This window comes from Rhizobium sp. NFR07, from assembly GCF_900111905.1.
GTDB lineage: Bacteria > Pseudomonadota > Alphaproteobacteria > Rhizobiales > Rhizobiaceae > Neorhizobium.
In genome coordinates this window covers 61,380-86,818 of sequence record NZ_FOKM01000008.1, presented here as the reverse complement: position 1 = coordinate 86,818, position 25,439 = coordinate 61,380, and the positions used below count along the sequence as shown (strand labels likewise).

The window sequence follows — 25,439 nt, the reverse complement described above, 5'->3', positions numbered from 1 at the left end:
CTTTATGAATGAGATTGTGGGTTGTTAAAGAGATGGGGCGGAGGGTGTCAATAAAAAAGCCGCCCCGTTGCCGGAGCGGCTATATCGAATGACGCCTGCAGACGACTTAGCGACGCGGGCCCCTCGCCACGCGCTCGATTTCCTCGCGCACGAGACGTTCCACCAGCGTCGGCAGATTGTCGTCCAGCCATTCCTGCAGCATCGGGCGCAGCATGTCCTGAGCCATCTCCTCGACCGAGCGACGCTCCAGGCCGTCGAACACATCTGCAAGTTCGCCGAAGGATTTGGCGACCTGCGCACCGGCGGCCTCAGACAGGAGCCCGGCGATACCAGCCAAGGGCGCATCTGCAGAAGCAGCCATCTGCACCGGCAGGCGCGACAGATCCGACGTGTCTTCGCGCAGATCGGGAGCTGCAGGTTCCGGCGCTGTAAATTCCGCAGCAGCCGGCGCGGTCTGGGCCGTCTCGATCTCAGGAGAACGACGCTCGTCATCAAACGCCGCCGCTTCCGGCATCTCGGCCTCTGAATTGCCCGCGGTTTCGTCGGAGGTCTTGAATGAGGCCTCTTCGAGGGCCGGGCGCAGTGCAGGCATCGCCAGCGGTTCCGGAGGGGCGGAGACTTCCGGCACGACGGTCCGCGTCGGGAAAGGCGAGATGACGGAGGCAGGCTCTGGAGCCCGGGCTACCGGCTCTTCCACCCGCGGGCCGGCCGCGCGATGGGCCTCCTGCTGACGGACGGAGGCTGCGCGGACGCGTGCTGCGACATCGGCCAGCGAAAGTGAACGTTCTGCAGACGCGGCGACCAGCTCGGGCGCGGCAACGGCCTGCGGCTGCAATGGCAAGCCGGCATCGTTGGCGACCTGCTCGGGATCGAAGCTGATTTCCTCGATCGCGTCGATTTCATCATCCGTGTAGGCCTCGGACGTCGACTGAAGACCGGCAGCGTCCGTCGTCGGATCGTTGCTTTCAATGATCCGTCGGATCGACGCCAGGATCTCCTCCATGGAGGGTTCGCGCGCTACATTTGGCTGAGCCATTTCATCCTCGCATTTGCCGAGTATCGTCGACTCCACACAACCGGAGTCTTTGGTCGTAGTGTAAGTGCTTGACCGTAAGACACAATGACAGGCAGCTATCCAATCGGCGCGATACACAGATTTTGCTTAGCCGTGAGTCTGCGCCGCCACAGGCGGAATCAAAAAGGGGCCGACTGGCCCCTTTATAAATGCGGCTCCGACAAGCGTGTCAGAATACGAATTCCTTGACCTTCCGGAAACCGGGCAGCGGCTTGACGGACAGGTTGAAGCGGGAATTTTCCGAGATCGCGCCGCGCTCGCGCAGGAGAAGCTTGGCCTTGGCGGCATTGCCGTAGCCTACGACGGCGACAAGGCGTCCGCCTTCTGCAAGCTGATCGAGAAGTGCCGGCGGGATCTCTTCCACGGCGCCGTTGACGAAGATCAGGTCATAAGGCGCGCCGGCAGTGTGGCCCTTCTCGAGGTCGCCGGTAACGACCTTGACGTTGGGACAGGCGGCAAGGTTCTGACCTGCCGCATCGGCCAGTGCCGCATCGCTTTCAAGTGCTACGACCGAGCCTGCAATGCGCGAAAGGAGGGCTGCCACATAGCCGGTGCCGGTGCCGACTTCCAGAACGCTATCGTTCTTGGTGATCGTAGCCATCTGCAGCAGCTTGGCGAGCGGCGATGCCTCCATAAGGAAACGGCCGGGTGCAAGCTCGATGTCGGTATCGATATAAGCGAGCGCCTTCGCCTTTTCCGGAACGTATTCCTCGCGCGGCACGGTCAAGAAAGCCTGCAGAACGGAATGCGACGTTACGTCAGTGGTCCGGATCTGGTTGTCCACCATCTTAATCCGGGCTGCCTCGAAATCTATCATGGGTCTGCGCCTCAAATCCTGCGTGCTCAACGGGTCACCTGCCCGTCTTACTGGTGAGCGACCGCCGTTTCAAGCCGGCGGCAGCAGCCAATAGAAAAAACACGCAGTCTTCACAGCCGCCCTACGGACGGCAGGTGCCGCCAAGCTCCGCCGGCCATTACGAATGGCTGCGCGGCGGTTCGTTGAGCTTCTGGGCCGCGAGATAGTCCTGACCGTAGGACGAACGAAGGCTGCCACTCATTTCGACCTGGGCCTGGCGCATCAGCGCTGCGGCGAAGAGGCCGTCGGGATAAGTCCCTGTGCCTTCCGTATCCAATGCAGACGGGCGAAGCGCGTTGACGAATTTAGTAAGCACGGGTCCGATCCTCCATTCACGGCATTGCGGTGACATGAATCGCGCAAGGCGCCATTCGGTTCCAGGCTGCGTCGAATAAGTTAAAAATTAACCATATCAATCGGACCGCTCTTGGACATGCGTGCGATTTTTTCGTGACAAAGGGCATCGCCAATAAAAATCGCCCGAGAGCGGATCAAGGTGCTTGCGCGACAATTCGATTCGTTCTAAACGCCCCGACACACCCCGCAAGCTTGCAAGTCGCAAGCCCGACTACACGGATGGCCTCGTGGCGGAGTGGTGACGCAGAGGACTGCAAATCCTTGTACCCCGGTTCAATTCCGGGCGAGGCCTCCAAACTTCCCTGATTATCCGAAGCTTTAGCGGTTGAGCCTAGCCGGCTAATCCCGACGCTCTGCATCCACCAAGCATCCGGGCGCCCAATCACCGAAGCATGCTGTCGTTATGGCACTATCCCTGAGGCGAGCCACGGCTAAGCCGAGGTTGAGACTGCGACGCCGCAGCACGTATCAGGGCAGGAAATACCAGAGAAGCGTCGCGACGACCATGCCAACAACGAATCCCTGCATTCGGTGAATTCGTGGAGCCCACTTCATGGCATCCTCATATTGGTTGATGGTGAACTTCAGCTTATCTAGCTCATCCTCCATCTGCTGTTCCAGATGCCGTGGTTTTGTCACCTGTTCCTCCGGCGTTCGCGACTTTCGGGAGTATAGCGGCAGGCAAACGCCCACACCATCCCTTCAACGACAATCGCGTGATTGTGATGCCCCATCGGGCGGCGTCCTCCAGCGCAATTGAGCGAGGCATCCCAGGCACACGCAGTTCGAGACAAAAGCGCAAGATTTCACAAGCCTCGCACCGTGCTCGTGGGCCATCATCATCGACGGGAATTCTTCTCTCCAGGCCTCGGTGAATTCTCGAAAACGACGGGAACCAATCCGATTCCATCTCGTTATGTGCGCCGCGAATGAAGGTGTATTGAATGAGTGACATATTTGTTGTCGATCAGACCCAGTGGTCTGAACCAGTCCGCGTCCGGGTCGGCTACGGCTTTCCCGAGACGATCAGAGGCCCAAAAGAGGCCCTCGAATACCTGAAGTGGCGCTGGCCGGTGCGAGAAGGCCAGCATTATGCAAACGCGCTGAAGGAATGCGCGGCGTCGCTTCAGCGACAAATCCCCATCGAAAGGGTCCGCGAGACCTTCGTCCTTGCAAGCATCGAAGCAAGAATGCTCGGCTGATTTCCTGCCGAAGCAAGCCGCGTCGAGTTGCCGGATGCGGCTTGAGATCACGTATCGATGCCGGCGTCATTTTACGCCGGCACATAGATCTTCAAGTGAAGGCGCAAGCGGGAGATCCTTTCACCGCAACAGCCGCGGGCTGCGATACAAATCTCCGACCTGCAAAAACCAGACGACCTTAACAAGTCGACGGCACCTCAAGGCACGCCTTCACCACCGCCAATATATCTGCTCGTCCCGCCTGCCGACTGCCGGGCCATGCCATTCCGCATTATGATCCATTTGGTATTTCTACTGAATAATGATATTCTTTCAGGCGTATCGGGTGTGGGAGACGCCGGATACGGAACATGCGGTAGGAGGAGACCGACATGCATTACCTTGAGTTTTTCACCACCATAAATCCGTTCGTGCTTGCTGCGCTGGCCTTTGTCGCCGCCTGTGGCCTTTACGACCGCTGGATGCATTCCCGCGAGAAATGAGGCCTTAGGGCCAGACATCCGCATAGCGATACAACTAGCCGGCGTGACTGGAGTTGATCGGTGCTGGCTTTGCTTGACGTCCTGATGCTGCTATCCAATGCCGCGTGTTTTACGGCAAGGGAGTATGATATTGCACGGTACGGCGGACTTTCAGGACACCAACGCATCGCTCAGCGAAACCCTTCGTGACCTGATCCGCGGCATTCGCGGGCCGACAGTGACGTTGCGCGAACTCATGGACCGGATCGGCGAGCAGGGCCTGCTCCTCGTCTGCGCCATCGCTTCCCTGCCCTTTCTCATCCCTGTCTCCATTCCGGGCGTCAGCACAGTCTTCGGCGCAGCCATCATTCTTGTCAGCATCGCGATCACGCTCAATCGCATGCCCTGGCTGCCGAAGAAGATCCTAGATCGCGAGATGGACACCGAGAAACTTCGCCCCGCGCTGGAAAAGGGCGCCAATGTCGTTTCGCGGCTCGATCGTTATCTCAAGCCGCGAATGCAGACCTTCACCACCGGTGCAACCGTCAACCGGCTGAACGGCATGGCGATCACGCTTGCGGGCGTGCTCCTGATGTTCCCGCTCGGGCTCATTCCGTTTTCCAACACCCTGCCCGGCATCGCGATCCTGCTTCTGTCGGCCGGCATGCTGCAGCGGGACGGCGTGATCGTGCTTGCAGGCCACGTGTTCAACGTGATCACGATCGTCTATTTCGTGGTGCTCGCCTATCTCGCCTTCAGCGCCGGCCAGGGGCTCGCAAGCTTCTTCAGCTGATATCAGCCGGCCCTGCCAGTGGCCGCCCATATGCTGCGGCAGGCGTCATACGCCTGCCCGGCTGCTACCCGTACAGGCGCCGCGTAGTGTCGAGGCGCGGACGATCTATTGCAGGTTCAATCTCAGCTGGATGCCCTTCGGGATCCGAGGTTTGCGAAGCGTTGCGATCTGCACCCGCTCGTAAACCTCCCGCCTCTGCTGCTCATGGCGTTCACGCATCGCGCGGGACGCTGCCACCAGAGCCAGGGCACGTTTTGCGACTTCATCGGCACGGTTCATTGGCACCTCCATCTTTGTTCTTCTTTTGTTCCACACTGAAACCAAAGTGTCAAGTATTGGTGCAGTGAATTGGAAAAACCGGAAGCGAAGGCGCGGCGATCATTGATCGCGGCGTGTCATGTCATTGTCAAAGAGATGAGACAGAAGGGGCTTCAGGAGAAGCACCTGTTTTCAGATATTTCTATGAAAACAGGTGCACTCTTGAAACTGGCTCCCCGGGCCGGATTCGAACCGGCGACCTGTCGATTAACAGTCGAATGCTCTACCGCTGAGCTACCAGGGAACACCGCGCTGCGGCGTGTGCGGCGGGTAATACAAATGCTTTTCCGATTTGCCAAGCGGTTTTTCAAAAAAAATCCAACTTGCTTGTTTAATTCACAGTTCATCCCCATCTCGCGGCCTGAAAAATAACAGAAATTAAGGTTGGGCCTCATGGCTGAAACACGGCAAACGCGGCGCTTTGGCATCGATCCGAGAAGTGGAAAGCTCGCGCTAGGCAGTTTCCACATCCCTATGCCACGTTCGCGTGCCGGCCGGATCGGCATCGGCTCTGCCCTGATGGTGGGCGGCACGCTGGGCTTTTTGCCGGTCCTCGGGTTCTGGATGCTGCCACTCGGATTCGTCGTACTGTCGAACGACATTCCCTATGTACGTCGCCGGCGTCGTCGGCTGGTCGTCTGGTGGGCACGCCGGCGACGCTCCCGCTGACGCTTGTTCATCGACTCAGCCGCCTGAGCCGTTCGATGGATTGGAGCCCTCCGGCAACTGATCGGGATTGATGACGCGACCGCCTCCCGTATCCGGGGCGGGCTCCACCATGCCGGGGTCACCGGTTGATGGCGCTTTCAGAACCCCATCGCAGTCATCCAGCTTTCGCGAAAGATCCCCCGAAGGCGCCTCACCGCCTTCCTGCCCGCTGTCTCCCGGCTGGCAACGCTCCTGCCCTGCCGGCGGCTTCGCATCCGGTTGCTGAGCCTCCGCCGGCAGCGCTGCTGCCATTGTCAACATCAGACCGGCGCCGAGAAATCGAACTATCATCCTGGTCTCCTGTTTTTATGCCTCTGCAGAAAGAACAGTAGCCAGGAACGCATGTTCCATCGGCCGTGCAATGCGGCCGGGTGCCGTTGCGCGAGCTGAAATCCGCTTGCGACCATCGCGCGCATGCAGCCTCGCGAATTTATCTGGCGCGATGGGAACTGCGCGTGTAAACTCGCAGTTAGGCAAGGCTGAACAATGGGAGGATAGTTCATGCCGCATGCAAGTTGGCAGAAGCCGGTTCACGTCGTGTTCGCAAATCTCGGAACCGAGATCATCAACAACCCATCCGAAGCCCTCGGGCTTCTCACCGATCGCTGGCCGGATCTGCGCGGTCCGCAATTCGTCCGCGCAAGAAGCGCATGCCGCGCCGCACTGGACGGACGCCGTACGGCGGAAGAGGCAAGGCTGCAATTCGAGCAGGCTGTCAGCGAAGCGCAAATGCACGTCAACTGAGAGCCGCGCGCCGTTTCTGATAACGGCGCGCGCATTCCGGCAGGTCGATCTGTCAATGATCAAGGACGGCGCCTTCAGACGCCGAGAATATCCGCAACAATCCTGAATGTCGGGCCACTTAGCGCGATCGGGGCTAGCAGCACCGAAAAGCACAGGCATGGGCTGTCATTGGTCGCCACCGGCCGATGCACAATCGTTTCGTCGGCGACGGAAACGTCGCCCTGCCCGAAGGCTCCGCGATGATCCTCAAATGCGCCCTGGAGAACGAGGGTCAGTTCGAGCCCGCGATGACGGTGATGCGGCAAAGCCCGGCCCGGCCGGGCCCACAGAAGGCTCGCCTCCATGCCGGAAGACTTTTCGATCACATGCTGGCGCAAGCCGGGCAACTTCATCTTCCACGGCACATCGTCGAGCCTGCGGCCCGCATAGGCATTGAGAAAGCGTGGCAGCCGCGGGTCGCGACGATCAGCCATCAGAGACGGCGCGTCGATCCGCGGGCGCGAGGCGAAGATCGTCTGCAGGCGTTCGTCGCGCGAAGACAGCGCCAGCGGCATCGTTGCATCGAGCGTCTCGCCGGCCAGGTGATCCAGGCTATCGGCAAGGCGACCGGAAGACGGCTGCATTTCGAGATGAGAGCCCACGAGGATATGCGCCGGCTCCGGTAGGCAGCCAGCGACATAATGTGCAATCAACAGATCGAGCCGTTCCAGGTTTAGCAACATGTCTGCCGCCAAATCTAAGACGAGGCATCATCGCCGTAAAGATGCTAGATTTGAGGGGAGCCGGCCATAATTTGTCGCAGGCCGACCGCCCTTTTCCTGCCCAGCGTCGGTGTCGTCCTGCATCTCCATGCGCACTTACGATCACGTCCGTCGCAACGATGCCTCCCCATTGAGAAAAAAGTGATTTCGCCCCTGCCCCGGCTAAAGGAAACACATTTCTTGTGACCGGGCGCTTGTCCATCCAAGACACGGGGCTTAAATCAGCGACAAACAGGGCGCACATCACATGACCTCCTCCGCTTCCGTCATCGACATCATCGGCAATACCCCACTGATCCGTCTCAGGGACGCATCGGCCAAGACCGGCTGTGAGATCCTGGGCAAGGCCGAATTTCTCAATCCCGGCCAGTCGGTGAAGGACCGCGCCGCGCTCTTCATCATACGGGATGCGGAACGCAAGGGCCTTCTGAGGCCGGGCGGCGTGATCGTCGAGGGAACTGCTGGCAATACCGGCATCGGCCTGACCCTTGTTGCGAAAGCGCTCGGCTATCGCACCGTCATCGTCATTCCCGAAACCCAGAGCCAGGAAAAGAAGGACGCCCTCAGGCTTGCCGGCGCCGAACTGGTCGAGGTTCCGGCGGTGCCTTACAAGAACCCGAACAATTACGTGAAGGTTTCTGGCCGCCTCGCCGAACAGATGGCAAAGAGTGAGCCGGCAGGCGCGATCTGGGCAAACCAGTTCGACAATGTCGCGAACCGCCAGGCCCATATCGAGACGACCGCACCGGAAATCTGGGAACAGACCGCTGGCAAGGTCGATGGCTTTATCTGCTCGGTCGGCTCCGGCGGCACTCTGGTCGGCGTCGCCATGGGTCTCAAGTCAAAGAACCCCGACATCAAGATCGGCATCGCGGACCCCGATGGCGCGGCGCTCTACGAATATTACGCCCATGGCGAACTCAAGTCTGAAGGCAACTCGATCACCGAAGGTATCGGCCAGGGTCGAATCACCGCCAATCTCGAAGGGTTCACGCCGGACTTCTCCTACCGGGTACCGGATGCCGAAGCGCTGCCGATCATCTTCGACCTCGTCGAGCATGAAGGCCTGTGCCTGGGCGGTTCGTCCGGCATCAACATCGCCGGCGCTATCCGCCTCGCCGAGGATCTCGGTCCGGGGCACACGATCGTCACCGTGCTGTGCGACTACGGCAACCGCTATCAGTCGAAGCTCTTCAATCCCGATTTCCTGAAATCGAAGGGCCTTCCGATCCCGCAGTGGCTGACGCAGAAGCGTCAGATCCCGGTTCCCTTCGAAACGGTTTGAGCCGAGCGAGCATTTCATGCCTTCCCAATTGCTTTACCGCGATGACTTCTATCTTGCCGCGACCGAAGCGGTTGTGACGGCCATCCATGACGATGGCGGCATTGAGTTCGACCGCACCTGCTTCTACGCCACATCGGGCGGACAGCCGGGCGATACCGGCTTTGTCGAACGGGCTGACGGCAGCCGCATCATACTTGGCCAGGCGCGCCACGGGGCGACCAAGGATATCGTCCTCCATGTGCCGCTCGAAGGCGAGGCGCAGCCGGTGGTCGGCGAAAAGGTGACGCTGCAGATCGACTGGCCGCGCCGTTTCAACCTCATGCGGATGCACACCGCATGCCACCTGCTTTCGGTCATCTGCCCCTACCCAGTCACCGGTGCAGCCGTCGGCGAGGAAGACGCGCGGATCGACTTCGACGTGACCGACCCGATGGACAAGGACGAAGTCACGGCGCGCCTGATGGAACTCGTGACGGCGGACCATCCGGTCTATGTTCAGTGGATCACCGACGAAGAGCTTGCCGCCAATCCGGGCATCGTCAAATCGAAGAACGTCCGCCCGCCGGTCGGGCTCGGCCGTGTCAGCCTCGTCTGCATCGGCGAGAATTCAAGCATCGACAGCCAGCCCTGCGGCGGCACCCATGTCGCGCGGACCTCGGAGGTCGGCGCCATCCACATCGCCAAGATCGAAAAGAAGGGCAAGGAAAATCGCCGCTTCCGCATCCGGTTCGGCGAACCTGCTACAGACGCCTGACAACAGGGCTTGAGGAGATATGACATGAGCGAGACAAGCCGTTTCGTGGTTTCGTCCGACTGGCTGGCCGGTGAGCTTGGCGCTCCCGACCTCAAGATCGTCGATGCGTCTTTCTACCTCGCGGCGCAGAACCGTAACGCCGACGCGGAATATCTCGCTGGCCACATTCCCGGCGCCGTTCGCTTCGACCACGACAAGGTTGCCGATCATTCGACCAGTCTGCCACACATGGTTCCTTCACCGGAGGTCTTCGCAGAAGCCGTCGGCAGGCTCGGCATCAAGGAAACCGACCGCATCGTCATCTATGACGGCCCGGGCATTTTCTCCGCGCCACGCGGCTGGTGGTTGTTCCGTACCATGGGCGCGCAGAATGTCTTCGTGCTGGATGGCGGTCTCGACGGCTGGAAGGCCGAAGGTCGCGAACTGGAAACGACAAGCCCCTCGCCCGAGCCGGTGACCTTCGACGCCAAGGTTCGCGTAGACAAGATCATCGACCTTCAGACCATGCTCGGCATCATCAGCGACGGTTCCGCCCAGATCGCCGACGCACGTTCCGCCGGCCGCTTCGCCGGGACCGAGCCGGAACCGCGGGCGGACATGCGCTCCGGCCATATGCCGGGCGCCCGAAGCCTTCCGTCAGGCACGTTTTCGGCCAATGGCAAGCTTCGCACTCTTCCGGAACTGCGCCAGGCGATCGAGGATGCCGGCATCGATTTCGGCAAGCCGATCGTCACCAGTTGCGGTTCCGGCATCACCGCAGCCATCATAACGCTGGCGCTGGAATCCCTCGGCCACGAGGACAATGCGCTTTACGACGGGTCATGGACCGAATGGGGCTCCCTCGAGGACACTCCCATCGTGACCGGCCCGGCAGACCCGCGTTAGGATCCTCGATGGCGAAAAAACCTGCTCCGCTCAAGGTCCATGTCACGCAACTCGAGATGACGGCGCCACCGCGTACCAGCCTGCCGGTGCCCGTCAACGTACAGACCGCAATCATGCGGGCGCCGGAAATCCCGCTGCATTTCTATCGCTATCTCTACCGGCAGATCGGCAAGCGGTGGCAATGGTATGAGCGGCTGCGCCTTAACAACGACGAGCTGACAGCCGTGATCCATGATCCCGCGGTTTCGATCTGCGTGCTTTATGTCGATGGCGCACCGGCGGGCTTTTTCGAACTCGCCAAGCAGGCCGACGACGTGGTCGAGCTCTCCTATTTCGGTCTGTTCGAACGGGCGATGGGGCTTGGTATCGGCAAGTGGTTCCTGCTGCAGGCGCTTTACGCCGCCTGGCAGGACAATCCGGTCAAGGTGACTGTTACCACCAACAATCTCGATCATCCGCGCGCGATCCAGCTTTACCAGATGATGGGTTTTTCGCCCGTCAGCATGGCCGAGGGCGAGATCCTGCCGATGACCGACGCCCAGATCCTGGCAGCGCTGGAAAGCTGATTCCGGCGCGCCCTGTATCACGTTCATTTTCCTGGGGATTGTAGCGCTTCGGGTTGCAGGCGGCAGAGCTGCGTCATAGTCCTGTCACAATGAGCACACGCACCTGGCGCTTCGCCGCATCCACACTCCTTTGCCTTTCGCTGATCCTTCTGGCCGCCTGTTATCCGCTGGCTCTCGCCCTACCCTCCTGGTGGAGCCATGAGAACCAACCGATCGAGAATGCCCAGGTCATCCTCATCGGGCTGGGCTTTGCCGCCTCGCTTCTGTTCTTCCGCAAGGCAAGCGATCCGGGCCGCTGGTTCGGCCTTGCCGCAGCACCGGTGCTGCTTGTGCTGATCGGGCGCGAACTCAGCTGGGGTGCGGTCTTCTTCGACCCGACGAGCATCGGCGATCACGGCCCGCTCTTTGCCTCGCGTTATCTCTGGTACAAGCCGGCAGTCGCTCCCGCTGTCGCGGCTCTCATCCTTACGACGATCGCGATCATCGTCGTGAAGCGCCTCTCCTTTGTCGGGATCGACCTCCTGAAGCAGCGGCGCGTGCCGATCTTCTCCATGCTTTTCACCGCAATCGGCATGCTGATTTCCACCGCTTCGGAAGGCCACTTGCCGCCGGTGCCGATCAGCGAATGGGTGGATGGCCATGTCGCCCAGCTTCTCGAAGAACTGTCCGAACTCTGTGCCTATCTTGCCATGATTGCCGGCCTGTTCTTCATCTTCTCCGATCTCTCCGCGCAGGAATCGGGTGGCAACGAGAGCTGAGAGACGGCATCACATGGCTTTCCACTCAAGGAGGATGCCATGTCGACGATCCGGTTCACTGCCATGCCAAGCGCAGATGCAGACCATGTCTGGGGAGGCGGTACAGACGCCTATGGCCAACTAGCCGAACGGCAGATATCCGATGGCCCCGGCCATCCCTGCCGTCATTGTCTGAAAAATATCGATGCCGGCGAAGCATTTTTCGTGCTCGCCTATCGGCCCTTCCCGGCACTGCAACCCTATGCGGAAACCGGCCCCATCTTCCTGCATGCCGAACCCTGCCCGCGCTATGTCGCTGAAGAAGTCCTCCCGCCCATCCTGTCGAGCCCGGATTATATCGTCCGCGGTTACGGCTCCGACGACCGGATCGTTTACGGAAGCGGCGCCGTGACGCCGACAGGCGATATCCCCGAGCGCGCGAACAGCCTGCTCGCACGCGATGACATTGCCTATGTGCATGTGCGCTCGGCGCGCAACAACTGCTACCAGTTCCGGATCGACAGGGCCAACATGGCACCGTCAGCCTGAATGCAAAGCGCGCCGCCTGGAAGGTCGCGCGCCATTCTTTGCGTCTTCAGTTCGGCGTGTCGTCACCCTTGTCGAGATCCTCGGCGATCTGCAGCAGAAGCTTGACCATATCACCGGCTTTCTTCTCGTCGTTTTCGAGTTTTCCGGCTATCACTTCGCGCAGGTTCAGAAGTGCGGCATCGACACTGCGCGGCAGGTCAGGTCCGCGTTCCCTGTGCTTGTGTTCGCTGCGTTCCTGCCGTTGCTTGATACGCTCGGCAAGCTCGGAAAGCCTGTCGAGAATGGTCGCGGCAAAGCTGCGGTTCTCTTCCAGATGGGCGCGGCCCTCGTCTGTGATGGCATAGCGCTTCTTGTTTCCGTCCGCCTCGGAGACCACGTAACCGGCTTCCTCGAGATAAGTCAGCGTCGGATAGATGACGCCGGGGCTCGGGGCATAAAACCCGTAGGTCATGTCCTCGATATGCTTGATGATCTCATAGCCGTGGCGCGGCTCCTTCTCGATCAGCGCCAGAACTAGCAGACGCAGGTCGCCCTGCATCAGGAAACGGCCGATGCGACCATCGCCGTCATCGCCAAAACCGCGACCACCGCCGGGTCCGCCCCCGGGGCCACCACGTCCACCGCGACCCGGACCGCCGAAACCTCGGCTGAACGGACCACCACGCATGGCGAAGATTTCCTCGAAAGGCCTGCGGCCTTCACGCTCGCCGCATCCATGGCGGCCTTCGAACTTGTGTCCAAACATTTTCGTCTCCTAGAACTATCTTTCGATATATCTAAAGATAGTCTCAATTCGCAAACGCGCAAGCCATTCGATATATCTAAATAATATCGAATTGATTTCTCAGACAGAAAAACGCCGGACGCGATTGCATCCGGCGTTTTCGAGTTAAGTAGGCGGTCGATCAGGCAACGTTCAGCAGGCCTTCCGGCGCAAAGGCTTCATAGCCGAGCGCCTCGGCCACCGGCTGGCTGGTGACGCGTCCCTTGTGGACATTCAGGCCGTTGCGCAGGTGCCGATCCTCGGCGATCGCCCTCAGGCCGCGGTCGGCAAGCGCCAGACCGTGCTGGAGCGTGGCATTGTTGAGCGCATGGGCGGAGGTCACCGGAACCGCGCCCGGCATGTTGGCGACGCAGTAGTGCACGATACCGTCGACCACATAGGTCGGATCGGAATGGGTCGTCGCATGGGATGTTTCGAAGCAGCCGCCCTGATCGATCGCGACATCGACCATGACCGCGCCCTGCTTCATTCCCGACAGCATTTCCCGGCTGACCAACTTCGGTGCCGCGGCACCTGGAATAAGCACCGCACCGATGACCAGATCGGCGGAAAACACCTCTTCCTCAAGAGCGTCGATGGTCGAATAACGGGTATGGACGCGTCCGCCGAAAAGATCGTCCAGCTGACGCAGGCGCGGCAGCGAGCGGTCGATGATCGAGACATCGGCGCCGAGGCCGGTCGCCATGCGGGCAGCATGCAGGCCCACCACTCCGCCGCCGATCACCGCCACCTTGGCCGGCAGCACGCCGGGCACGCCGCCAAGCAGGATGCCGCGACCGCCATTGGCCTTCTGCAGCGCCGTGGCGCCGGCCTGGATCGCCAGACGACCGGCGACCTCCGACATCGGCGCGAGAAGCGGCAGCCCGCCGCGGTCATCGGTGACGGTCTCGTAGGCGACGGCCGTCACGCCGGAGGCGAGCAATCCTTTGGTCTGTTCGGGATCGGGAGCGAGATGAAGATAGGTGTAGAGAATTTGGCCCTCGCGCAACTGCACCCATTCGCCCGGCTGCGGTTCCTTGACCTTCACCACCATGTCGGACTTTTCGAAGATCTCGCCGGCCGAACCCACGATCCTTGCACCGGCCGCCTGATAGGCTGCATCATCCGCACCGATGCCGGCACCAGCCTTGGTCTCGATCAGCACATCATGGCCGTGGGCGACGTATTCGCGCACCGCACCCGGCGTCAGGCCGACGCGATATTCATGATTCTTGATTTCCTTCGGACACCCGACACGCATGCGGTTTTTCCTCCCGTTGTGCGATTTTTATCGTAGAAGCTCTCGCGAGAAGAACAACAGAAAAGTGACGGCACGTCCTTGCAAAGACGAATTGCCGAAAACACGATTTTCGGAGATTATTGCAGCATCTTGCAAGATATTCGAAGGATCTCCGAATGAGCAGCCTTGATGCCATCGATCATGCCATCATGCGGGTTCTGCAAGATCATGGCCGCATTTCCAATGCCGAGCTGGCGCAGAAGGTCGGCCTGTCGCCATCCGCCTGTTCGCGCCGCCTCGACATCTTGGAAAAGACCGGCACGATCAGCGGCTATCACGCCCGCCTTTCCAACGCGGCGCTCGACTACAAGATGATGGTGATCGTCCATATCTCGCTATCGGGCCAGTTCGCCAAGACCCTGACGGAATTCGAGGCAGCGGTGAAACTCTGCCCCAATGTTCTGGTCTGCTACCTGATGTCGGGCGAATACGACTATATCCTGCGCGTCGCTGCCAAGGATCTGGCGGATTACGAGCGCATCCACCGTGACTGGCTGTCCGCCTTGCCCCATGTAGTGAAGATCAATTCCAGCTTTTCGCTGCGCGAGGTCGTCGACCGGCCGAATGTCGGCCTGTGAAATACCCGCCGGCCTCCCGGTGGCCGGCGGGCCTCACACAGCAAGACGGCGATATCCGGCTTCGTTACAATTTGATGATGCCGGCTAAAGGCGTTTCAATGTCTGCCCGTTACATAAGGGCAAGGAAACAGGGATCGCCTTTCATGTCGGCCAACAATCTCAATATGAAGACCCGTTCGGCAGCGCGCCGGAAGACGCGCATTTTCGGCACGGTGAAATATTACAGCCAGTCGGCCAAGGGGCGCGTCGTGGATCTTTCCGAGAGCGGCCTCGCTCTCGATATCGGCAGTCCGTTCAACGCCGCTGCCGGCAGCCCGGTGCGCATCGAAAGCGAAGAGCTCGGCGTGCTTGAAGGCACCGTGAAGTGGTATCACAGCGGCCGGCTCGGCATCGCATTTCGCCCCAATACGAACGCGGCAGCCCAGGTGGCCTCCTACTTCCGCTTCTTCCACCAGGACATCAAGCCTGTCCTGACGCGCTGAGACGGATATCCCGCCCCCTCTCATTTAGGTGATGCACGCCCGTGCGAATGGGCCTAGTGTCGCGCACATCAATGACAGAGGGAGATATCATGACGTCCTCCAATCCATCCCTGACGATCTCACGCCGTACCGTGCTCGGTGGCCTCGCCGCTTCGTCCGCACTGGTCATGCTGCATCCGTTTGCGGCGCACGCCCAGGCCAATCAGGCGCATCTCAGGATCATGGAAACGACGGACATCCACGTCCATGTCTTCCCCTACGACTACTATGCCGACAAGCCGAACGACACGCTCGGTCTGTCCCGCACCGCCTCGATCGTCGATGCGATCCGCGCGGAGGCTGGGAACTCGATGCTGGTCGACAATGGCGACTTCCTCCAGGGCAATCCGCTCGGCGATTACATCGCCTACGAGCGCGGCATGAAGGAAGGCGACAAGCATCCGGTCATCACCGCCATGAACGTGCTCGGCTATGATGTCGGCACGCTCGGAAACCACGAGTTCAACTATGGCCTCGATTTCATGTTCAAGGTCCTTGGCGGCTCCGGGTTCCCCTATGTTTGTGCCAACCTTACCAAAGGCATGCTGGCATCCGATCCCAAGCAGGATGAACTCTTTTTCAAGCCCTATGTGATCATCGAGAAGCAGATCCGCGACGGCTCCGGCGCGACCAGCCCGATCAAGGTCGGCTTCATCGGCTTCGTGCCGCCACAGATCATGGTCTGGGATGCCAAGAACCTCGAAGGCAAGGCGCAGACGCGCGACATCGTCGACGCAGCCAAGGCCTGGGTTCCCGTGATGAAGGAGGGGGGGGCGGATATCGTCATCGCCCTTTCACATTCCGGCATCGACGGCTCCGGGCAGAGCGAGCGGATGGAAAACGCCTCGCTCTATCTCGCCGGTATCGAAGGCATCGACGCGATCTTCACCGGCCACCAGCACCTTGTTTTCCCCGGCCCCAAGGATTTCGACGGCATTGCAGGCGCCGATGCCAAGAAGGGCACGCTGATGGGCAAGCCCGCCGTCATGGCCGGATTCTGGGGCTCGCATATGGGCCTGATCGACCTTCTGCTCGAAAAGGACGGCAACAGCTGGAAGATCGTCGATTCCACCTCGGAGGCGCGACCGATCTACCATCGCGACGAGAACCGCAAGGTCGTGGCCGACGTCAAGGACAAGCCGGAAGTGCTGGCGGCCATCAAGGCGGAGCACGAAGCCACCCTCGCCTATGTCCGCCGCCCGGTCGGCAAGACCTCGGCCCCACTGTATTCCTATTTCGCCCTCGTCGCCGACGATCCGTCGGTGCAGATCGTCTCGAACGCGCAGACCTGGTACATCAAGGACATGCTGAAGGACGGCCAGTACAAGGACTATCCGGTCCTGTCCGCCGCAGCACCCTTCAAGGCCGGCGGCCGCGGCGGCGCCGAATATTACACCGACGTGCCGACTGGCGACATCGCCATCAAGAACGTCGCCGATCTCTATCTCTATCCGAACACTGTCCAGGCTGTGCTGATCAACGGCGCGCAGGTGAAGAACTGGCTGGAAATGTCGGCCGGCATGTTCAACCACATCGAAGCCGGCGCCAAGGATGCGGCGCTGCTGAACGACGGTTTTCCGTCCTACAATTACGACGTCATCGACGGCGTCACCTACCAGATCGACCTGTCGCAGCCGGCCCGTTTCGACAAGGACGGGAAGCTCGTCAATCCCGGATCGAACCGCATCGTCGACTTGAAGTTCGACGGAAAACCGATTGATCCTGAACAGAAATTCGTTGTCGCAACGAACAACTACCGCGCCGGTGGCGGCGGCAAGTTCCCGGATATCGCCGGTGACAAGGTGATCTTCGTCGCGCCGGACACCAACCGCGACGTGATCGTCCGCTATATCGTCGACCAGGGCACGATCAACCCGTCCGCCGACGACAACTGGTCGTTCAAGCCCCTGCCCGGCACAACGGCGATCTTCGAGACCGGCCCGAAGGCCCGCACCTTCGCCGCCGAGATCAAGGGCGCCAAGATCGAGGATGCCGGCGAAGGCGAAAACGGTTTTGCCAAGTTCCGGCTGGTGCTGTGACGCCTCAACCTCCCTCATCCCTGTGCTTGTCACAGGGATCCAGCCAGCCTAAGTCCTTGGGCTGGAAAGGCGTCATTCGCCACGCAGACGCGTGGCGGCTGAACTCCTGTGACATTCCGTGGGCGAAGCCCTAGGGCACAGGAATGAGGTGCAGATTTTTTCGCAAGGTCTCACAGACACATCTCCATTCACTGGATGAAACTCTCCATGCCCACTTTCTCCTTCCAGCAGGTCGACGTCTTTTCCTCCCAGCCGATGCGCGGCAATCCTCTTGCTGTCGTCATCGGCGCAGATGCGCTGAGCGACGCCGACATGCAGGCCTTCGCCAACTGGACCAATCTCAGCGAAACGACCTTCCTGCTGCAGCCGACCGCCCCAACGGCGCATTACCGGGTTCGCATCTTCACGCCGACCCAGGAACTGCCCTTTGCCGGTCATCCGACGCTCGGCAGCGCCCATGTCTGGCTGAGCCAGGCGGCGGAGGCGCCGGAGGGCGAGATCGTGCAGGAATGCGGCGCAGGCCTGGTGCGCATCCGCCGCGATGGCCAGCGCCTTGCCTTCGCCGCGCCACCGCTGAAGCGCAGCGGCCCGGTCGATCCCGAACTGGTGGAACGGATCGCCAGGGGTATCAACCTGCCGACATCGATGATCGTCGATTCAAACTGGTGTGAGAACGGGCCGGACTGGATCGGCGTGCTTCTGCCGTCGCGAGCAGACGTGCTCGCTGTCAGACCGGACTATTCCATCCTGGCCGGTGCCCGTGTCGGCCTGGTCGGCCCCTTCGATCCGAAGCTGGATGGCGAAGACGCGCAGTTCGAAGTGCGCGCCTTCACCCGCAACGGCTACGAGGATCCGGTAACGGGCAGTCTCAATGCCGGGCTCGCCCAGTGGCTGATCGGTACGGGCGTGGCACCTGAGCGCTATGTCGCTGCCCAGGGCACGGTGCTCGGCCGTGCCGGACGGGTACATGTCGACAAGTTCGGCGACGATATCTGGATCGGCGGCGAGATCGCGACCTGCATTTCCGGCACGCTTTCGCTCTAAGCCGCGCTCACGCCAGGCTTCTGCCGGCTGGCCGAAACCGGCGCCACCCTTACCGGCGTCATCCGGACGCGCTTCCACAACAGCGCCAGTTCCGGCGGCGGCTTGCGCTCGATGCGGCGATAGTCGCTGCCGTCGCGATTGCGTGTCACGAGACCGAGATCGAACAGGTCGCGACGCAGCAGCGCCGAATCTCCGAACAGGTGCAGCCCGTTCAGAAACTCGCTGATCTCGCGCTCGGAAAAGACGCGCCCGCGCGGGATCCTCGGCCACAGGAACCAGAGGCAAAGCTCCTGCTGCGAGCGCTTGGTCGGCCAGCGGACAATGAGACCCTCACGGTCGAAGACGCGTAGCGTGCGCATGACGCGGGTCTCGTCGGCCTGCGGTTCAGGTTCGACGGCGATGTTGTCGCGTTCGATCACCGCGGTATTTTCGGCCGCTGAACGAAAATGCTGGAAGTTGCGAAATCCCGCAGCGCGGCTGAGGAGATTGAGCATCTCCACATGGCTCGGCTTGTGGTCGAGCCTGTCGATCTCGCCGCGCAGGGATTTGGCAAAGGCCGACATATCGGAAACGGCCATCGGTAAGATGGTTCTGGGCATGGCTTATCCTTTGAAGCGTGCCGGTCCGTCTGGAATGTCGCTGGTCACCGTCTTGTCGACCTCGGCACAGGATAAGTGCTGATCTCTTAAAAATGCAGGTTTAGCTTCCCATAAGGGACGGCGACGCCTCGGTGAACTGCTGACCGTTGCGCCGTTATAGCAGAGCGAGAGATATGGTCAATTCGCCGACTCCGGGCACACGCCCTGCCCGTTATTCAGCCGCCTCGGGATAACGGACCCGGTCGCTGTCTGCCTTCAGGACTTCCGTAAAGGTCTCGTGATTGGGGCAGGTCGAAAGCCGTCTCGCAAAACTGTCGATCAGCCACTGCCCGGCCGGTCCCGGCGGATTGGAGGCCTTGCGAAGGGCATAGAGCGGGTACTGGCCCTGCTCGTAGGCATCGAGTTCGAGCGCGACGAGTTTGCCGTTGCGGATATCGTCGCGCACCAGCGATGCCGGCAGGCCGCCCCATCCGAGACCGCCCTTGATGAGCTGGTGCTTGGTTGCGATGTCGCTGACCCGCCAGATCTTATAGGACAGGACGTTGAAATCGCGCCCGGCGGTGATGCCGGATGCGTCCGTCACCACGAGCTGCGTCTCCTCGCGCACGTCCGACAAAGTCAGCGGCCGGTCGAAGCCTGCCAGCGGATGATCGGCGGCGGCGACCGGCACCATGAACGAATGGCCGATCTTGTCGGCAACGAGCGACCCGTCCTGCTTGAGCAGAGCGCCGCCGATGCCGATATCAGCCCCGCCGTTCAGCACCATGTCCATCACCATGCCGAGCTCGCCGACATTGAGGTTGATCGCCACGGTCGGGAATTCCTCGCGGAACTCCTTCAGCTCCGCCACCACGGCATCCGCCGGCACCATGACGCTGATCGCCAGCGTGATCTCGGCTTCCAGTCCACGCTTGATGGTCTTGGCGCGCGAACGCATGACCTGAAGGTCCGCGACGATGCGGCGGGCATCGATGAGCATCGCCCTGCCCGCGTCGGTCAGCTTCGGCTGACGCGCCCCGCTGCGCTCGAACAGCGGCACTTCCAGCTGGGCCTCGAGATTGCTGATCGTGTAGCTGACAACCGACTGCCCCCGGTTCAAGGCACGGGCCGCAGCCGAGAAACTTCCTGTTTCGGCGACCGCAATGAAGACCTGCAACTGGTCGAGTGTCGGATTGGCATCCATGTCAGCTATCCAAATGTTCGATAGGAACCTTCGATATTATCCCCGTTTTATCGATGACGGTCCACTCCTATTTGTCTGTGGAGACGAGCCCTCCAGTCTCGCTGAACAACAACAAGGTCCTCGCGACCTCCAGAGTAATCAAGGAATTGGCACCATGTCCTCCATCCTTCTCGTGACATCCAGCCCGCGTGGCGACGAATCGCTGTCCACCAGGATCGCTAACGAATTCGTCGATAAGTTGAAGGCGCAGGATCCGAATGCAACCGTCGTCAGCCACGACCTCGGCAAGAACCCGATCGCCCATCTCGACACCGTGACCACTGCGGCAATCCGCAAGCCGGCTGAAGCCCGCAATGCCGAAGAAGCCGCCGCTGCCGCCGTGTCCGACCAGCTGACCGCCGAACTGCTCGCTGCAGACACGGTCGTGCTCGCCACCGGCCTCATCAACTTCAACATCTATTCGACGCTGAAGAGCTGGATCGACAACGTCGCCCGCGCCGGCCAGACCTTCCGCTACACCGCCGAAGGCCCGCAGGGTCTCGCCACCGGCAAGAAGGTCTATATCGTCCTGTCCGCCGCAGGCATCTATTCGGAAGGCCCGGCCATGGCGATGAACCACGCCGTCCCTTACCTGAAAACCGTTCTCGGCTTCATGGGCATGACCGACGTCGAAGTGATCTATGTCGAAGGCACGGCCTTCGGTCCGGAAGCGCTGGAGAAGGCGATCGCTTCTGCACAGCAGCGCACGCAGCAGCTCGCCGTAGCGGCCTGATCACGACCTGGCCCTGACGTCAGCCCGCAAGGCGGTCGTCGGCAACGAACCTTCCCAAGCGGCCGTAGACACTGTCACGGCCGCTATTCTTTGCGTGATAGAGCCGCTCGTCGGCACGCCCCAGAAGCACGTCGAGCGTCCTGCCGTCCTCCGGCCCGGTCGCCACGCCGATAGACACGGTCAGCCCCTGCCCTTCCGGCCTGAGAACGCGTTGGGAAATGTCATTCCGCAACTGTTCGGCGCGCTGTATGGCATCGTCGTGATCCGTGCCGCACATCAGCAGCACGAATTCCTCGCCGCCGAAGCGCGACAGATGATCGCCGGCCCGCGCGCCGCTCCCCAGACATTCGGCAAGCTCCTTCAACACGGTATCGCCGCGCTGATGGCCGAACTGGTCATTGATCTGCTTGAAATGGTCGGCATCGATGATCAGCATGCTCACGGCCCTGCCCTTGCCGAAGCATTCGCGGATCAGGTCAGGCGCATCGGCCTCGAATCGTCCACGATTGAATACGCCGGTCAGGCTGTCCACGCCCGCCTTGGCAAGCAGCGCCTGATAGCGCTCGCGAAAGGTCAAATCGTTGAAAATGTCGCGGATCTCGCGCGTCGGATTGAACCATGTCCTCGTCTGGTCGAGCCTCAGATACACGGCAAATAGAACCGAATAGATCAGCACCGCCAGCATTTTCGCGTACCAGCCGCCAAAGAGCACGGAGATCGGCGCATCGAGGAGAATGCGCAGAACGGTGTAGAAGGCGACCTGGTCGAAGGTCAGCATGACCGCGCCGCTGATGGCGAAACGCAGGACGATATTGCGCTCCATCCATCGGCCCAGGCGCTCGTAGAGCAGGATGATGCCGATCGAATCCAGATAGAGGATCGAGGTGCCCCAGACCATGAGCCAGCCCATTTCATCCAGGAAGCCCATATCGGCGGAGCGGCCACCCGGCAGTGCCACGGCCGAATGAGCCTGCAGGATCTGCGCAAGCCCGACGGTCAGGAGATTGCCCAGAAGGAGGCCATAGATCGGCTGGCGAACCGTGGCCGCATCTTCCTTGATATAGAGCAGCAGGATCATCATCAGCTTGCCGGCGAAAAAGACCGACGAGCCCGGCGAAACCGTGCCGAACGGCAGTTCCACATAGAAGACCGCCGCAAGATAGGTTTCCATGAAATGCATGACGCCGAGCGCTGCAAGAAACACCCCGAGCCCGAGGGCGCGGCGGAAATGCAGAAACGCCGTCATCACCGAGAAGTAGACGACTGCTTCGAGAAGGAACAGGCACAGGTTGAGCCACGGCATGGGAAAGTCTTTCCAGCCCACAAAACTGAAGATTTCTAGCGCTTACGGGGTTAAGTTTCAGTCAAACAGGACTGTGGATTCACGAGTTGAATTTCACAAGCCGCGGTACACTGCGGGCGGCAAAGCCGACGTCGCGCATCTCGGGCTGACGCTTCGGCATTTCTTCCAAACGCTTAGCTGTCTGCGGTTCGATGGCGCGAACCACATTCGCCAGCGGCTCCGGCCGCCCCAGGAGAAATCCCTGGAGCTCATGACACCCGGCCTGGCCAAGGAACATCGCCTCCTCCAGTGTCTCGACCCCTTCGGCCACGATCTTCATGCCGAGACCGACGCCGAGCTCAATGATGGTCCTGACGATCATGCGCGCATTGTCGGCAACACTCAGGTTCTTCACGAAGCTCCGATCGATCTTGATCGTGTCGAACGGATAGCGGCTGAGATAGCTCAAGGAAGAATAGCCCGTGCCGAAATCGTCGAGAGCGATCGCCACGCCCATCCGCTTCACGTCGTTGAGAATCTGGACCGCCCGGCGGTCGTCGTCAATCAGAACGCTCTCGGTGATCTCGAGTTCGAGCCGGCGCGGGTCGGCACCGGACTTCCGCATAATCTCGCTCAGGTGCTCAACGAAATCCGTGTGGCGGAACTGCAGCGGGCTAACGTTGACGCTGATATGTCCTTCGACCTGGCCGAGCAGCTGGCAGGCTTCCGCCAGAACCCATTGACCAAGCCGGATGATCTTGCCGGAAGCCTCGGCGACCGGGATGAAATCCGCCGGGCTGATCATGCCCCGCTGCGGATGATTCCAGCGCAGCAAGGCCTCGTAGCCGACGATGCTGACATCCTCCACCTTCACCCGTGGCTGCAGGTAGATTTCGAATTGCCCCTGATGCAGGGCCTGCTCGAGATCCGCCTCCAGGGCGCGCCTCTTCTCGATCAGATCATTCATGCCGGCGAGAAAGGTCCTGAACGCGTTCCGGCCGGAATTCTTGGCGTCCGAAAGCGCGACATCGGCGCATCCGATCAGCGCATCCATGTCGACTGCGTGAGCGGGCCAAAGAGCCCCTCCCATGCTGACCGTGACGCTCACCTCTTCTCCGCCGCCTATATCGACCGGCGCAGCCATGGCGACCAGTACACGGTTTCCGAACGCCTCCAGTTCCTCCTCCGAGGAGAGAGCATCAAGGATGACGGCGAATTCGTCGCCGCCGAGACGGGTGACGATATGTCGAGATCCGGCGGTCGTTTGAAGCCTCGTCGCCACCATACGGATCACTTCATCGCCTGCCTGATGGCCATGGATGTCATTGATGTCCTTGAAGCGGTCGAGATCCAGCTTGACGATGCCACAACGGCGCCCGGCTCCACCTTCCTGCATCAGCGCGGCGAGATTCTCGGTAAACAGGACGCGATTCGGCAATCCGGTCAGCGGATCATGCTGCGCCAGATAGCGGATCCGCTTTTCGGCCTCCTTGCGTTCGCGCAGATCGACAAAGCAGCCGACGCGCGCATTTTCTCCCCGGAAGGTGATGTCCCGGCCTCGTGCAGCAACGGGTATCTGGCCATCGTCGGGAGTGCGTATGAAAATCTCGTGGCTGCGGTCATCATTGAGCTTGATGATCTCCGAAACCTGGATCGTTTCGCCATCCACGAGGAACTCGAAGATCTGCCGCCCTATGAGATCGGAAAGGGGCCGGCCGACGAGTTTTGCCAGTTCCTCGTTACCGTCGAGCACTACGCCGTCGCGATGGATCAGGATTGCCTCGAAGGTGGCGCTGGCAAGGGCCGCTACGCGCTCCGCCTGGTCGTACTCGTGTGTCGCCTGCAGGTTCTGTTCGCGACTGCGCTCCTCTGCCTGTGCCTTATCCATCAAATCGTTGAACAGGCCGGTCAGGCGCTCCGCCTCATCGCCCCTGATCACAGGCAGGCGCCTGGCGAGATCCGCCTTGCCGGCCAGAAGGTCGGCCAGCGCATCCTCCACGTGGCCAACGCCCAGTCGCGTGGCGTGTTCGGCAATGTTCAGTCCGTCCTCTTCATCCCTCGCACTGACCCGCAGCACGAAGAACCGGTCGAGAAATCGGAGAAGGAGATAACTTGCACCGAAGGCCCAGTAGAAATTGATGCCGATACCGACCGCCTGTATCCATAATTGCGCAAGCCTGCCACCGGCCGGAAGCCGGTCGACAGGCACCAGAAGCGCGACCAGCAAGGTGCCGGCGACCCCGGCAAAGGCGTGAATGCCAATCGCACCCACCGCATCATCCACCTTCAGCTTACGCTCGACCAAGGCATTGCCGAAGATGGCGACCGAGCCGCCGATCGCGCCGATCAGCAGCGCGCCCGCCGGATCCAGCAGCTGGCACCCGGCCGTTACCGCCACCAGCCCACCAAGCATGCCTGCATTGGATTTCTCCGGCAATATGACGCGATCCTGGTAGAAGCCGACGACATATCCGACGCAGGCGCCCATGCTCCCGGCAAGCAAGGTGTTGACGATGATGACGGCCAGGCTGTCGTTGACGGCCAGTGCCGAGCCGCCATTGAAGCCGATCCAGCCGATGAACAGAAGCAAAGCCCCCGTCGTGGACAGGACAGGACTGTGTCCCGCGATCCTTACCGGCGATCCGTCGGCGCGGAAGCGACCGATCCGCGGCCCCAGCACGAGGCAGGCCGCAAGGGCTGCCCAACCACCGGTGGCATGAACGACGGTCGAGCCGGCGAAGTCGATAAAATCGAGATTGGCGAGGAACGCCGTGCTGCTCGGCGACAGCGCATCACCCCAGGCCCAATGGGTGAAAACGGGATAGATCAGGCCCGACATCATGAGCGTCACGAAAACGTAGGCGGACAGTTTCATCCGCTCGGCGACCGCGCCCGACACGATGGTCGCCGCGATGCCGCAGAACATGACCTGGATGACGAAAAATGCGACCTGCCAAGCGTTCAGATCATCGAGAAAATAGAAAGACTTATCGGCACCAAACGGCAATCCGCCGGATTGACCGAAGGCGAGCATGAAACCGACTGCGGCGAACATGACGACGCCGAAGACGAAGTCCAGGAGGTTTTTCTGCGCGGCCTTTTTGGAGTTCTTGGACCGTACCATGCCGGCTTCAAGAAGCAGGAAACCGACCTGCATCAGCATCACCAGGGCCGCGGCAACGAGAACCCACGCGACGTCGATACCCGACGGGGCTGGTGCGCCACCTTCAGCAAGGGCAGCATTCGGCAGAAACATGACTGCCAGAAGAATAAAGACAACGCGCTTAAAATATAGCCGCTGTGATCT

Annotated in this window: 28 protein-coding genes and 2 tRNA genes; 16 read left to right on the top strand and 14 right to left on the bottom strand. The window is 60.8% G+C overall.

The window, feature by feature from the left end; translation table 11 throughout:
* Positions 1–106: 106 nt before the first annotated feature.
* From BM216_RS17910 to BM216_RS17900, 3 genes are all read right to left on the bottom strand, one after another.
* Complete coding sequence (locus BM216_RS17910) at positions 107–1,036, bottom strand: PopZ family protein (protein WP_093000577.1); 930 nt, start codon at positions 1,034–1,036, stop codon at positions 107–109.
* Between the two features lie 208 nt (positions 1,037–1,244).
* Positions 1,245–1,892, bottom strand: a complete 648-nt coding sequence (locus BM216_RS17905; protein ID WP_093000576.1) for a protein-L-isoaspartate O-methyltransferase family protein — start codon at positions 1,890–1,892, stop codon at positions 1,245–1,247.
* Between the two features lie 157 nt (positions 1,893–2,049).
* Positions 2,050–2,247: a hypothetical protein gene (locus BM216_RS17900; protein WP_093000575.1), complete on the bottom strand. Its 198-nt coding sequence runs from the start codon at positions 2,245–2,247 to the stop codon at positions 2,050–2,052.
* Between the two features lie 262 nt (positions 2,248–2,509).
* Between BM216_RS17900 and BM216_RS17895 the strand changes: the two genes are divergently transcribed.
* Positions 2,510–2,583, top strand: a tRNA-Cys gene (locus BM216_RS17895).
* 173 nt (positions 2,584–2,756) lie between these two features.
* Here BM216_RS17895 and BM216_RS34060 read toward each other — a convergent pair.
* Positions 2,757–2,927, bottom strand: coding sequence for a hypothetical protein (locus BM216_RS34060; protein WP_177230824.1), 171 nt, complete (start codon positions 2,925–2,927; stop codon positions 2,757–2,759).
* A 305-nt stretch (positions 2,928–3,232) separates the two neighbouring features.
* Between BM216_RS34060 and BM216_RS17890 the strand changes: the two genes are divergently transcribed.
* Positions 3,233–3,490 carry a DUF982 domain-containing protein gene (locus BM216_RS17890; RefSeq protein WP_093000574.1) on the top strand — a complete coding sequence of 86 codons (258 nt, stop codon included), beginning with the start codon at positions 3,233–3,235 and terminating at the stop codon, positions 3,488–3,490.
* A gap of 612 nt (positions 3,491–4,102) precedes the next feature.
* A complete protein-coding gene (locus BM216_RS17885; protein WP_244530223.1) occupies positions 4,103–4,744 on the top strand; it encodes an exopolysaccharide biosynthesis protein in 642 nt (213 codons plus the stop codon).
* A gap of 105 nt (positions 4,745–4,849) precedes the next feature.
* Here the strand turns inward: BM216_RS17885 and BM216_RS34055 are convergent, their stop codons facing one another.
* Both BM216_RS34055 and BM216_RS17880 read right to left on the bottom strand, forming a co-directional pair.
* Positions 4,850–5,023, bottom strand: coding sequence for a hypothetical protein (locus tag BM216_RS34055; RefSeq protein ID WP_177230822.1), 174 nt, complete (start codon positions 5,021–5,023; stop codon positions 4,850–4,852).
* Between the two features lie 208 nt (positions 5,024–5,231).
* Positions 5,232–5,306 (bottom strand) — tRNA-Asn (locus BM216_RS17880).
* 149 nt (positions 5,307–5,455) lie between these two features.
* Between BM216_RS17880 and BM216_RS17875 the strand changes: the two genes are divergently transcribed.
* Complete coding sequence (locus tag BM216_RS17875; protein WP_093000572.1) at positions 5,456–5,731, top strand: hypothetical protein; 276 nt, start codon at positions 5,456–5,458, stop codon at positions 5,729–5,731.
* A gap of 15 nt (positions 5,732–5,746) precedes the next feature.
* On the opposite strand, the gene BM216_RS17870 is transcribed toward BM216_RS17875, so the two are convergent.
* On the bottom strand, positions 5,747–6,061 hold the full coding sequence (locus BM216_RS17870) for a hypothetical protein (RefSeq protein WP_093000571.1): 315 nt from the start codon (positions 6,059–6,061) through the stop codon (positions 5,747–5,749).
* A gap of 210 nt (positions 6,062–6,271) precedes the next feature.
* Between BM216_RS17870 and BM216_RS17865 the strand changes: the two genes are divergently transcribed.
* The gene (locus BM216_RS17865; protein WP_093000570.1) at positions 6,272–6,514 is read left to right on the top strand and encodes a DUF982 domain-containing protein; all 243 of its coding nucleotides are present in this window, start codon (positions 6,272–6,274) and stop codon (positions 6,512–6,514) included.
* 74 nt (positions 6,515–6,588) lie between these two features.
* Here the strand turns inward: BM216_RS17865 and BM216_RS17860 are convergent, their stop codons facing one another.
* Positions 6,589–7,236, bottom strand: a complete 648-nt coding sequence (locus BM216_RS17860; protein ID WP_093000569.1) for a ChrR family anti-sigma-E factor — start codon at positions 7,234–7,236, stop codon at positions 6,589–6,591.
* 286 nt (positions 7,237–7,522) lie between these two features.
* Between BM216_RS17860 and BM216_RS17855 the strand changes: the two genes are divergently transcribed.
* The 6 genes from BM216_RS17855 to BM216_RS17830 all read left to right on the top strand — a co-directional run bounded on the left by BM216_RS17855 (position 7,523) and on the right by BM216_RS17830 (position 12,051).
* Positions 7,523–8,560, top strand: coding sequence for a cysteine synthase A (locus BM216_RS17855; RefSeq protein ID WP_093000568.1), 1,038 nt, complete (start codon positions 7,523–7,525; stop codon positions 8,558–8,560).
* A gap of 16 nt (positions 8,561–8,576) precedes the next feature.
* Complete coding sequence (locus BM216_RS17850) at positions 8,577–9,314, top strand: alanyl-tRNA editing protein (protein WP_093000567.1); 738 nt, start codon at positions 8,577–8,579, stop codon at positions 9,312–9,314.
* A 24-nt stretch (positions 9,315–9,338) separates the two neighbouring features.
* Complete coding sequence (gene sseA / locus BM216_RS17845) at positions 9,339–10,199, top strand: 3-mercaptopyruvate sulfurtransferase (RefSeq protein ID WP_093000566.1); 861 nt, start codon at positions 9,339–9,341, stop codon at positions 10,197–10,199.
* 8 nt (positions 10,200–10,207) lie between these two features.
* Positions 10,208–10,765, top strand: coding sequence for a GNAT family N-acetyltransferase (locus BM216_RS17840; protein WP_093000565.1), 558 nt, complete (start codon positions 10,208–10,210; stop codon positions 10,763–10,765).
* An 89-nt stretch (positions 10,766–10,854) separates the two neighbouring features.
* Entirely contained in the window at positions 10,855–11,523 is a 669-nt protein-coding gene (locus BM216_RS17835) for a hypothetical protein (RefSeq protein ID WP_093000564.1), read from the top strand.
* Between the two features lie 39 nt (positions 11,524–11,562).
* The gene (locus BM216_RS17830) at positions 11,563–12,051 is read left to right on the top strand and encodes a DUF1203 domain-containing protein (RefSeq protein WP_093000563.1); all 489 of its coding nucleotides are present in this window, start codon (positions 11,563–11,565) and stop codon (positions 12,049–12,051) included.
* Between the two features lie 46 nt (positions 12,052–12,097).
* Here the strand turns inward: BM216_RS17830 and BM216_RS17825 are convergent, their stop codons facing one another.
* Positions 12,098–12,796, bottom strand: a complete 699-nt coding sequence (locus BM216_RS17825) for a PadR family transcriptional regulator (protein ID WP_093000562.1) — start codon at positions 12,794–12,796, stop codon at positions 12,098–12,100.
* A gap of 160 nt (positions 12,797–12,956) precedes the next feature.
* On the bottom strand, positions 12,957–14,075 hold the full coding sequence (gene ald, locus BM216_RS17820) for an alanine dehydrogenase (RefSeq protein ID WP_093000561.1): 1,119 nt from the start codon (positions 14,073–14,075) through the stop codon (positions 12,957–12,959).
* Positions 14,076–14,230: 155 nt separating this feature from the next.
* Here ald and BM216_RS17815 point away from each other — a divergent pair, with 155 nt between their 5' ends.
* The 4 genes from BM216_RS17815 to BM216_RS17800 all read left to right on the top strand — a co-directional run bounded on the left by BM216_RS17815 (position 14,231) and on the right by BM216_RS17800 (position 18,296).
* The gene (locus BM216_RS17815) at positions 14,231–14,692 is read left to right on the top strand and encodes an Lrp/AsnC family transcriptional regulator (protein WP_093000737.1); all 462 of its coding nucleotides are present in this window, start codon (positions 14,231–14,233) and stop codon (positions 14,690–14,692) included.
* Between the two features lie 143 nt (positions 14,693–14,835).
* A complete protein-coding gene (locus BM216_RS17810; RefSeq protein WP_093000560.1) occupies positions 14,836–15,174 on the top strand; it encodes a PilZ domain-containing protein in 339 nt (112 codons plus the stop codon).
* An 89-nt stretch (positions 15,175–15,263) separates the two neighbouring features.
* Positions 15,264–17,252: a bifunctional 2',3'-cyclic-nucleotide 2'-phosphodiesterase/3'-nucleotidase gene (locus BM216_RS17805; protein ID WP_093000559.1), complete on the top strand. Its 1,989-nt coding sequence runs from the start codon at positions 15,264–15,266 to the stop codon at positions 17,250–17,252.
* Positions 17,253–17,459: 207 nt separating this feature from the next.
* Complete coding sequence (locus BM216_RS17800) at positions 17,460–18,296, top strand: PhzF family phenazine biosynthesis protein (RefSeq protein WP_093000558.1); 837 nt, start codon at positions 17,460–17,462, stop codon at positions 18,294–18,296.
* Here the strand turns inward: BM216_RS17800 and BM216_RS17795 are convergent.
* Positions 18,293–18,895: a DUF2087 domain-containing protein gene (locus BM216_RS17795; RefSeq protein ID WP_093000557.1), complete on the bottom strand. Its 603-nt coding sequence runs from the start codon at positions 18,893–18,895 to the stop codon at positions 18,293–18,295. The genes BM216_RS17800 and BM216_RS17795 overlap by 4 nt on opposite strands.
* A gap of 211 nt (positions 18,896–19,106) precedes the next feature.
* On the bottom strand, positions 19,107–20,078 hold the full coding sequence (locus BM216_RS17790) for a LysR family transcriptional regulator (protein ID WP_093000556.1): 972 nt from the start codon (positions 20,076–20,078) through the stop codon (positions 19,107–19,109).
* A 154-nt stretch (positions 20,079–20,232) separates the two neighbouring features.
* Here BM216_RS17790 and BM216_RS17785 point away from each other — a divergent pair, with 154 nt between their 5' ends.
* Positions 20,233–20,850, top strand: coding sequence for an FMN-dependent NADH-azoreductase (locus tag BM216_RS17785; protein WP_093000555.1), 618 nt, complete (start codon positions 20,233–20,235; stop codon positions 20,848–20,850).
* Between the two features lie 19 nt (positions 20,851–20,869).
* Here the strand turns inward: BM216_RS17785 and BM216_RS17780 are convergent, their stop codons facing one another.
* Positions 20,870–22,153, bottom strand: a complete 1,284-nt coding sequence (locus BM216_RS17780; RefSeq protein WP_093000554.1) for a GGDEF domain-containing protein — start codon at positions 22,151–22,153, stop codon at positions 20,870–20,872.
* Positions 22,154–22,232: 79 nt separating this feature from the next.
* On the bottom strand, positions 22,233–25,388 hold the full coding sequence (gene amt, locus BM216_RS17775) for an ammonium transporter (RefSeq protein ID WP_093000553.1): 3,156 nt from the start codon (positions 25,386–25,388) through the stop codon (positions 22,233–22,235).
* Between the last annotated feature and the right edge of the window lie 51 nt (positions 25,389–25,439).

Bases quoted from the DNA above. Each gene is read 5' to 3' on its own strand.
- BM216_RS17910 (WP_093000577.1), bottom strand. From the start codon at position 1,036: ATGGCTCAGCCAAATGTAGCGCGCGAACCCTCCATGGAGGAGATCCTG.
- BM216_RS17905 (WP_093000576.1), bottom strand. From the start codon at position 1,892: ATGATAGATTTCGAGGCAGCCCGGATTAAGATGGTGGACAACCAGATC.
- BM216_RS17890 (WP_093000574.1), top strand. From the start codon at position 3,233: ATGAGTGACATATTTGTTGTCGATCAGACCCAGTGGTCTGAACCAGTC.
- BM216_RS34055 (WP_177230822.1), bottom strand. From the start codon at position 5,023: ATGAACCGTGCCGATGAAGTCGCAAAACGTGCCCTGGCTCTGGTGGCA.
- BM216_RS17875 (WP_093000572.1), top strand. From the start codon at position 5,456: ATGGCTGAAACACGGCAAACGCGGCGCTTTGGCATCGATCCGAGAAGT.
- BM216_RS17870 (WP_093000571.1), bottom strand. From the start codon at position 6,061: ATGATAGTTCGATTTCTCGGCGCCGGTCTGATGTTGACAATGGCAGCA.
- BM216_RS17865 (WP_093000570.1), top strand. From the start codon at position 6,272: ATGCCGCATGCAAGTTGGCAGAAGCCGGTTCACGTCGTGTTCGCAAAT.
- BM216_RS17860 (WP_093000569.1), bottom strand. From the start codon at position 7,236: ATGTTGCTAAACCTGGAACGGCTCGATCTGTTGATTGCACATTATGTC.
- BM216_RS17855 (WP_093000568.1), top strand. From the start codon at position 7,523: ATGACCTCCTCCGCTTCCGTCATCGACATCATCGGCAATACCCCACTG.
- BM216_RS17850 (WP_093000567.1), top strand. From the start codon at position 8,577: ATGCCTTCCCAATTGCTTTACCGCGATGACTTCTATCTTGCCGCGACC.
- sseA (WP_093000566.1), top strand. From the start codon at position 9,339: ATGAGCGAGACAAGCCGTTTCGTGGTTTCGTCCGACTGGCTGGCCGGT.
- BM216_RS17840 (WP_093000565.1), top strand. From the start codon at position 10,208: ATGGCGAAAAAACCTGCTCCGCTCAAGGTCCATGTCACGCAACTCGAG.
- BM216_RS17835 (WP_093000564.1), top strand. From the start codon at position 10,855: ATGAGCACACGCACCTGGCGCTTCGCCGCATCCACACTCCTTTGCCTT.
- BM216_RS17830 (WP_093000563.1), top strand. From the start codon at position 11,563: ATGTCGACGATCCGGTTCACTGCCATGCCAAGCGCAGATGCAGACCAT.
- BM216_RS17825 (WP_093000562.1), bottom strand. From the start codon at position 12,796: ATGTTTGGACACAAGTTCGAAGGCCGCCATGGATGCGGCGAGCGTGAA.
- ald (WP_093000561.1), bottom strand. From the start codon at position 14,075: ATGCGTGTCGGGTGTCCGAAGGAAATCAAGAATCATGAATATCGCGTC.
- BM216_RS17815 (WP_093000737.1), top strand. From the start codon at position 14,231: ATGAGCAGCCTTGATGCCATCGATCATGCCATCATGCGGGTTCTGCAA.
- BM216_RS17810 (WP_093000560.1), top strand. From the start codon at position 14,836: ATGTCGGCCAACAATCTCAATATGAAGACCCGTTCGGCAGCGCGCCGG.
- BM216_RS17805 (WP_093000559.1), top strand. From the start codon at position 15,264: ATGACGTCCTCCAATCCATCCCTGACGATCTCACGCCGTACCGTGCTC.
- BM216_RS17800 (WP_093000558.1), top strand. From the start codon at position 17,460: ATGCCCACTTTCTCCTTCCAGCAGGTCGACGTCTTTTCCTCCCAGCCG.
- BM216_RS17795 (WP_093000557.1), bottom strand. From the start codon at position 18,895: ATGCCCAGAACCATCTTACCGATGGCCGTTTCCGATATGTCGGCCTTT.
- BM216_RS17790 (WP_093000556.1), bottom strand. From the start codon at position 20,078: ATGGATGCCAATCCGACACTCGACCAGTTGCAGGTCTTCATTGCGGTC.
- BM216_RS17785 (WP_093000555.1), top strand. From the start codon at position 20,233: ATGTCCTCCATCCTTCTCGTGACATCCAGCCCGCGTGGCGACGAATCG.
- BM216_RS17780 (WP_093000554.1), bottom strand. From the start codon at position 22,153: ATGCCGTGGCTCAACCTGTGCCTGTTCCTTCTCGAAGCAGTCGTCTAC.
- amt (WP_093000553.1), bottom strand. From the start codon at position 25,388: ATGTTTCTGCCGAATGCTGCCCTTGCTGAAGGTGGCGCACCAGCCCCG.